Origin of the sequence: uncultured Campylobacter sp. (genome assembly GCF_937997465.1) — a bacterium.
Classification (GTDB): domain Bacteria; phylum Campylobacterota; class Campylobacteria; order Campylobacterales; family Campylobacteraceae; genus Campylobacter_A.
In genome coordinates, this window is the sequence record NZ_CALKTQ010000081.1 from 1 (window position 1) to 7,750 (window position 7,750).

Sequence of the window (7,750 nt, forward strand, 5' to 3'; positions counted from 1 at the left end):
CCACAGCGATTCATTAAGCAGTACCGGCAGCACGATTAAAAAATACACTTTTAAAAATTTAGCGTCAAAGCTGAAATGACTTTTAAGCGTTCCTAACACCGGATATTTCCGGTACTTCGTTACGGTAAAGGTAATACAAAGTTCGACACAGCGGGCGACAACGGTAGCGATAGCGGCTCCGCGGACACCTAATGCCGGAGCACCGAAAAGGCCGAAAATCAAAACGGCGTTGAGCACCGTGTTCACCACCAGAGAAACCAACGTTGCAGCAACCGCAATTTTTACTTTTTCGATGGAGCGCAGCGTAATCATCAGCATAAAATTTACCGCAAAGGGAATAAAACAAAATGCCGACACTCTAAGGTATTGTACGCCGGTTTCAATTACGGCGCTGTCTTTTGTGTACAACGCCAGTATTTCCTTAGGCAAAGTTGCACAGCAAACCGTAAATAAAACGGCAAATAGCCAGAACGAAATTTTGACGTTGGTATCGGCTAAATTCGTCGCTCCCACGCCCACGGTCATGAGGTCTTGCACGACCCACGGCTGACGCCCGACTTCGGCTACTATCCAGCCCGCCTCGATCGCCACTAGTCCTAGCGGGATACTAAATACGCACACCCACAGCAGCTTTTTGAAATTTTCGATATCGTTTGCCATCGTAAGATACGTAACGACCAAAAATAAAGCCAAAAAGTAAGTACCAAGAGCCACCATCAAGTGAAAGCTATAAAACGTAATACCGACCGGCGGCACGGCGCTTTCCGGGGATTTTAGGTATCCGTAGCCTAGAAATTTCATATTTTGAGCCAGAGTTTGCTCGGCTTGCTCCATCGCGGCTTTATCGCCCGATTTTTTAGCGGCGTTGTAGCTAGCTAGTGCGCTAACGGCTAGCGAGCCTTTGGCCATCTTGCTTGCGACGCTCTCTATGCCGTGAGTTTCATTGCCATACACTAGATCGTCTATACCGGGCGTAAAGTTATTAAACCCTCTTGTGGCCATAACTCCGAGCGCGTAAGGAAATTTTATCTCGAGCAAGAACGGATCTTTGTCGTCGCCAGGTTTTTTAGACGGATCTAGTACGCCCATAGCGACTAGACCGGCGTTTGTTTCGCCTTTATAAAGGCCTTCCATCGCGGCTAGTTTCATCGGCTGAGTGCGCGCGACCTGATATGCGCTCTCGTCGCCGCTAAACATCAAAAACAGCGACGTCGCAAGCCCAAAGCTTGCCGCTACGACGATAGATTTTTTAGCCATGATTAGGTGGCGTCCTTTTAGGATAAACCACGCCGAAATTCCTATAACAAAAAGCGCGCTAGCGACGTAGCCGCTAGTTACGGTGTGTAAAAATTTGATGATACCCACCGGGCTAAGCGCTACTTCAAAGAAATTTTCCATTTCCATTCTAGCCGTCGCGGGGTTAAATTTCATACCCACCGGATACTGCATCCAGCCGTTTGCGATGAGGATCCAAAGCGCGCTCAAATTTGAACCGATAGCCACGAGCCAGGTTGAGATGAGGTGAAATTTCTTGCTAACCTTATCCCAGCCAAAAAACATAACGGCAAAGAATGTCGCCTCCATAAAGAACGCAAGCAAGCCCTCGATAGCTAGCGGCGCACCGAAGATGTCGCCGACAAACCAGCTGTAGTTCGCCCAGTTGGTACCGAACTCAAATTCCATTATGATACCGGTAGCCACGCCGATAGCAAAGTTTATACCGAAGAGTTTTAGCCAAAATTTGGTGATTTTTAGCCACTGCTCGTTACCGGTTTTGACGTAGATACTCTCCATAATGGCGATGATAAAGCTAAGTCCCAACGTGAGCGGAACAAACAAAAAGTGGTATATGGCGGTGAGCGCAAACTGCGCCCTAGACCAATCGACCGAAGCGATTTCAGACATTTTATTCCTTTGTCAAATTTGAGATGACGAAGTCCGCTTTGGCTTCGTCGCTCTCAAATTTTGAATTTAAACTTTCATCAAAGATAAATACTTTTAAAATCCCGAACATTATAAGTAGCTTGATGGCTATGACGAGCCACAGGCTCTTTCCGAGTTTCATATTTCTAAAGCCGTCGATATACAAAGACGAGATGTTTTTGAGATATTTTTTAATCATAACTTAATATACTACAGAAATTTAACTTAAAACATTATTTTAGAGTTTCCGTTTTATAAATTTTTTTCTTTAGCTATCAAGCGTTTATAAATTTTAAATAAGGTATAATCGCGCAAAAAAATTAAAGGCGCGATATGCAAAAAAATTCAAATGAAACAAAGTATATTTTTATAACCGGCGGCGTGCTAAGCTCGCTGGGTAAGGGCATCGCGGCGGCTTCTATCGCCACGCTTCTTAAAAATACCGGACTAAAAGTAAGCATGCTAAAAGCAGACCCCTACATCAACGTAGATCCAGGCACCATGAGTCCACTTGAACACGGCGAAGTTTTCGTCACCGACGACGGCGCGGAGACGGATCTTGATCTGGGCCACTACGAGAGATTTTTAGACGAGAGCCTAAGCCAAGATAACAACTTCACGACAGGCCGCGTTTATAGCTCCGTCATTGAAAAAGAGCGCAGAGGCGACTATCTAGGCAAAACGATCCAAGTCATCCCGCACATCGTAGGCGAGATCGTGGACCGCATCAAAAAGGCGGGCGAGGGTCGCGACATACTGATCGTTGAAATCGGCGGTACGGTAGGCGACATCGAGGGATTGCCGTTTTTAGAGGCTATCCGCGCCCTTCGCATCGAGGTCGGCCGCAAGCGCGCGATGAATATCCACCTAACTCTCGTTCCGTTTATAAAAGTCGCTGGCGAGCTAAAAACCAAACCAACCCAGCACAGCGTCGGTGAGCTGCGCCGTATCGGTATCAGCCCCGATATGATCATCTGCCGCGCCGAGCAGCCGCTAAATCGCGAGTTAAAAGATAAAATAGCCGCCAGCTGCGGCGTAGAGCGCAACTGCGTCATCGAGAGTATAGATTCAGCCAGCATCTATCAGGTGCCGCTTGCGTTTTATAACCAAGACGTCTTAACGCCGATCGCCGAAATTTTAAATTTGGGCGAACTGAAGCTTGATATGCGCAACTGGGACAGCCTAGTTAAGCGCATCATCGCGCCGACGAAAGAAACTACGATAGCATTTGTGGGTAAATACGTCGATCTAAAAGAGAGCTACAAGAGCCTAACCGAGAGCATCATCCACGCGGGCGCGAGCCTTGATGCGAGGGTAAATTTAAAGTGGATAGATAGCGAAAAAATCGAGCCTTCAAACGTCGAAGAGCTACTAAAAGACGTGGGCGGCGTGCTAGTTGCCGGAGGATTTGGTGAGCGCGGCGTGAGCGGCAAGATAGAAGCGATAAAATACGCCCGCGAAAACGGCGTGCCGTATCTTGGCATTTGCCTGGGTATGCAGCTAGCGCTCATCGAGTTTGCTCGCAACGTGCTAAAACTCGAGGACGCAAATTCGGTCGAATTTAAGCCCGAGTGCGTAAATCCTATCATCTATCTCATCGACAGTTTCATCGACGCACACGGCCAGACGCAGATCCGCACACACCAAAGCCCGGTCGGCGGCACGATGAGGCTTGGCGCTTATGCTTGCGACGTGAAGCCAGGTTCTCTACTAAGTCAAATTTACGGTGGCGCCAAATGCGTCAAAGAACGTCATCGCCACCGCTACGAGGCAAATCCAAAATATAGAGCCGAATTTGAAGCAAACGGCCTGATAGTTAGCGGCGAGAGCGACGGGCTGATCGAGGCCGTCGAGCTTAGCTCGCCTTTGGCTGGCGCTAAAAACTCGCATCCGTGGTTCGTCGGCGTGCAGTTTCATCCGGAATTTACCAGCCGCCTAACAAATCCAAATCCGGTAGTTTTGGGCTTTATCAAAGCTAGCTTAGAAAAATCAAAATAATTAAATTTAGAGCCGATCGGCTCTAAATTTTCTTTTCCGCGACAAATTTATCCAGGATTACTTTTACGAATTTTTCGGTAGAGTTTTTGCCGTAGCTAAAATAAAGACTAGGCTCGATAAGCTCGACTTCGTTGATTAAAATTTTATCTTTTGCGCCGATTAGATCTATCCTTGCGTAGACGGGATTAAAGGCAAGCCTAGCCAAAACGTCTCGCGCGATGTTTAGAAAGGCTGCAGTCGGCTCTACCGAGCTAATCTTAACGCCGAAATTCGAGTTTGCCCTATAATCCTCGCTAGCAGGCGAGCGGCGTACGGCGTGAGAAAAAACGCCGCCTAAAAATATCAAGCAAATTTCGCCGCTAACGGCGATCTCTTCGATAAAAGGCTGAAGCAAAGCCCCGTTTTTATATTCGCTTAAATTTGATATTTCGTCGATTTTAGCTACTCCGTTGCCGCTCTGTCCAACGAGCGGTTTTATTACGCCGCCCGGGCAAATTCGCCTTAGCTCTTCTATATTTTCATCGCCGTTTAAAAGCGTGCTAGGGATCGCGGGAAGTCCTAATGCTTCAAGTTCTAAGAGGTATTTTTTCGATAAATTCCAGCGCACGATCTCGGCGCCGTTTATCATCTTCGCTCCGCTTTTTTCAAGCTCGCTTAAAAACGATAAAAATTTAGCCGCGTCTAGGCTGTAATCCCAAGCCGCAAGCGGCAAAATCAAAGAATCTTCGTCTAGCAAACCGACGTCTAAATTTTGCCACGGCACTATCTCGCACTGTGCGCCGCCGTCGCTAAACGCGCGGCTTAAATTTCGCAAGTCCTCGTTGCCCTTTGCGTAAGCAAGGCAACTTAAAATAAAAATCCTCACGCGCTACTCTACCCCGAATGCTGACTTTGCGACTACGGCCGGTACGCCGGCATCGTCGTAAAAAATATCCACGTTTACTTTATAAAGCTCTTGTATTAGCTCTTTAGTTATGGTTTCTTTGGCTTCGCCCTTGGCTTTTATCTTGCCGTCGCTCAGTAGCAACACCTCGTCGCTAAACTGCGACGCTAGCGATAAATCGTGCAGTATCATAACGGTAGTTATACCGTGCTCGCGCGTAAATTTTCTAACGCAGTCCAAAAGCACGCATTGATGGTGCATATCAAGAGCCGAAACAGGCTCGTCCAAAAGTAAAATTTTAGGCTTTTTAATAAGCACGGAGGCAAACATCACCATCTGACGCTGGCCGCCCGAAAGCTGCATCACGTCGCGACCGGCTAGATGTAAAATCCCTAGTTTTTTCATTATCTCTACGGCCGAGTTTATTTGCTCGTCTTTTAGATAAAGCCCGAGACTATCCATAAGCCCTAGCAAAACGACCTCAAGAGCCGTTAAACTCGCGTCTACGTAGCTATCTTGGGGCATGTAGCCGATTTTCTTTTTCCACGAGAAATGGTTTTTGAAATTTAACCTCTCTTCGCCGAATTTAATCTCGCCCTCATAGCCCATCTCGCCGAAAATCGCGCTTATGAGCGTAGTTTTGCCCGCGCCGTTAGGCCCAAGTACCGAGTAAACCTTGCCTTCTTCAAAGCTAGCGTTTACGGCATCTGCCGTGCAAAGCGAGCCGCGGTATATCGTTAAATTTTTAAGCTCTAACATACGTTTTTCCTTGAGAGGATGATCCAGAAGAAAAACGGCACGCCCACAAACGCGGTGATAATGCCGACCGGAAAGAGTCCGCCCGGATTTATAACCTTAGAAAGCACCGAAGCTATCGACAAAAACGCCGCACCGACGAAGATAGTAGTAGGCAGGAAAAATCTCTGATCTTCGCCGACTAAATTTCTAGCGATATGCGGAGCGACCAGGCCGATAAAGCCTATAACACCGACGAAGCTAATAACCGTAGCCGTCATAACCGAAACTATAAGCAAAATTTTAATCCTAAGGGCGGATAAATTTACGCCCATACTTTTGGCTCGCTCTTCGCCCAGTTTCAAAGCCGTTAGCGCCCAAGTATTTAGCATCAGTAGCGAGATGCATACGACCGTTACGACCGTAGCGACGGCCAGCGTACTCCATTTAGCTTTTTGGAGGCTACCAAACAGCCAAAACAAAATCGCCTGCGAAATCTCGGGCGCGGACAAAAACTGCACCAAAGAGAGCATAGACTGAAACAAAAACAAAAGCGCGATACCGACTAAAACCAAAGTAGCCGACCCAAATCGCCTCATCATCGAAAACAAAAACAGTATAGACGCCGCTAACATCGTCATGATAAACGCACCGATAGGCACGGCGTAAATTTGAGGCAGTCCAAACGAACCAAACGCCATCACCAGCGATGCGCCAAATCCCGCCGCCGCGGCAAGTCCCAGCGTATAGGGGCTTGCCATAGGGTTGTTTAAAAGTGTCTGTATCTCTGCGCCGCCCGCTCCCAAAGCCGCACCTACGACTAAAGCCATAAGCGCTACGGGAAGCCTGATGTCGTAAACGATGTGGTATAAGAATTTATCCTGCTCGCCGCCTAAAATCGGCTGTAAAAGCGTATCTACGACTTCTCTTGGCGAGAGCATCGCAGGCCCGGTACCGATATCAAACACCATCGAGACAAGACCCACGGCTATAAAGCTCAAGATGATGATTAAGCGTTTAAATTCGCGCTTTCTATGAGCCTTTACGACCTCTTCGGAACTTATTTTATTCATTTTTCGTCCGCTTGGATGGCTATAGTTCCGACGGGAACGACAGGCAAGTACTTTTTGTGAAAATCAATGTAGGTCTTTATCGGATCTACGTCTTTAAATAGCTGCGGATACAAAGCTTTTGCGATGTATTGCACCATCGCCATATCCGCAAGAGTTCTTGACGCGCCCATGTATAGGCCGTATAGGCGGTTATTTTTGATGGCCGGAAGCTCTGACCAACCGACACGTTTTTTAAATCCGTCCAGTCTTTTTAACGCTTCGGCTTTATCTATATTTATGCCCATTACCATCGCGGTCGGTTCTTTTTTTAGTTCGGTTTCGCGGCCTGTTATCATTATAACGTCGGGTTTTGCGGCTATGACTTGCTCGGCGTTGATGGGTGCCCACTGCTCGACTAGATCGGCTGCGATATTATCTCCGCCGGCTAAATCTATCAGCGAACCCCACATATCTTTACCGTAGGTTATGCCTATATCCTCAGGACCGCCGCGGCCGAATTCTATGTAAATTTTAGGCTTAGGCAAATTTGCTTTTGCGATGCGGTCGCCCACTTCTTTTACGGTGTCTTCGTATAGTTTAGAGATCTCGTCCGCTCTTTTTTCCTCGCCTAAAATTTCGCCTAAAATTTTAGTGCTTTTTACGTGAAGCTCAACCTTCTCGCGGTTATAATCAAGCACGACGATCGGGATATTTAGATCGGTTAGAGGCTTTAAATCAGGCTCTAGCACGTTATACTGCCAAGATGCTAGTATTAGCAAATCGGGTTTTAGAGAGATAACTTTTTCTACCGAGAACGTACCGACCTCTACCTCGCCGAAGTCCGCAAGCTTATTTAGCTGCGGTAGCGCCTTGCTATATAGATCCCAACTAGCAGGCGTCCAGTCCGTCCAAACCTCTTTTGAAAAGCCCACAACTTTATCTAAAGCCTTAGTGCCGCCGACGGCTAAAAAGTCGGTGTAGTAAAAACCCAAAGCTATGCGTTTAACGGGTAAATTTACCTTTACCTCGCGACCCAAGACGTCTTTTATGACCTTAGTTTCGGCCGCCGCTTGGGTTGCCGAAAATACCGCAAAAAGCACCAATAGCGCTTTTAAAAAAGTTTTTTTCATATCGTTCCTTTTGTTGAAATAAGAACGCA

General features: G+C 47.2%; 7 protein-coding genes. 1 reads left to right on the forward strand and 6 read right to left on the reverse strand.

Annotated features, from left to right (window positions below; translation table 11 throughout):
- Both Q0546_RS02380 and Q0546_RS02385 read right to left on the reverse strand, forming a co-directional pair.
- A partial coding sequence (locus Q0546_RS02380; RefSeq protein WP_298790186.1) for a cytochrome ubiquinol oxidase subunit I occupies positions 1-1,905 on the reverse strand: 1,905 nt, incomplete at its 3' end.
- Position 1,906: 1 nt separating this feature from the next.
- Positions 1,907-2,122 carry a DUF4492 domain-containing protein gene (locus Q0546_RS02385; RefSeq protein ID WP_295141954.1) on the reverse strand — a complete coding sequence of 72 codons (216 nt, stop codon included), beginning with the start codon at positions 2,120-2,122 and terminating at the stop codon, positions 1,907-1,909.
- A gap of 134 nt (positions 2,123-2,256) precedes the next feature.
- On the opposite strand from Q0546_RS02385, the gene Q0546_RS02390 reads away from it, so the two are divergent.
- On the forward strand, positions 2,257-3,921 hold the full coding sequence (locus tag Q0546_RS02390; protein WP_298790188.1) for a CTP synthase: 1,665 nt from the start codon (positions 2,257-2,259) through the stop codon (positions 3,919-3,921).
- Positions 3,922-3,943: 22 nt separating this feature from the next.
- Here Q0546_RS02390 and Q0546_RS02395 read toward each other — a convergent pair whose 3' ends face one another.
- The 4 genes from Q0546_RS02395 to Q0546_RS02410 are packed head-to-tail and all read right to left on the reverse strand — an operon-like array spanning position 3,944 to position 7,721.
- Positions 3,944-4,786, reverse strand: coding sequence for a hypothetical protein (locus Q0546_RS02395; protein ID WP_298790190.1), 843 nt, complete (start codon positions 4,784-4,786; stop codon positions 3,944-3,946).
- 3 nt (positions 4,787-4,789) lie between these two features.
- Positions 4,790-5,563 carry an ABC transporter ATP-binding protein gene (locus Q0546_RS02400; RefSeq protein ID WP_004321672.1) on the reverse strand — a complete coding sequence of 258 codons (774 nt, stop codon included), beginning with the start codon at positions 5,561-5,563 and terminating at the stop codon, positions 4,790-4,792.
- Entirely contained in the window at positions 5,557-6,612 is a 1,056-nt protein-coding gene (locus Q0546_RS02405) for an iron ABC transporter permease (RefSeq protein ID WP_009494779.1), read from the reverse strand. Before Q0546_RS02405 ends, Q0546_RS02400 begins: the two co-directional genes overlap by 7 nt.
- The gene (locus Q0546_RS02410) at positions 6,609-7,721 is read right to left on the reverse strand and encodes an ABC transporter substrate-binding protein (RefSeq protein WP_298790193.1); all 1,113 of its coding nucleotides are present in this window, start codon (positions 7,719-7,721) and stop codon (positions 6,609-6,611) included. Before Q0546_RS02410 ends, Q0546_RS02405 begins: the two co-directional genes overlap by 4 nt.
- Positions 7,722-7,750: the final 29 nt, after the last annotated feature.

Coding starts and splice junctions, on each gene's coding strand:
- Q0546_RS02405 (WP_009494779.1), bottom strand. CDS start 6,612: ATGAATAAAATAAGTTCCGAAGAGGTCGTAAAGGCTCATAGAAAGCGC.
- Q0546_RS02385 (WP_295141954.1), bottom strand. CDS start 2,122: ATGATTAAAAAATATCTCAAAAACATCTCGTCTTTGTATATCGACGGC.
- Q0546_RS02400 (WP_004321672.1), bottom strand. CDS start 5,563: ATGTTAGAGCTTAAAAATTTAACGATATACCGCGGCTCGCTTTGCACG.
- Q0546_RS02410 (WP_298790193.1), bottom strand. CDS start 7,721: ATGAAAAAAACTTTTTTAAAAGCGCTATTGGTGCTTTTTGCGGTATTT.
- Q0546_RS02390 (WP_298790188.1), top strand. CDS start 2,257: ATGCAAAAAAATTCAAATGAAACAAAGTATATTTTTATAACCGGCGGC.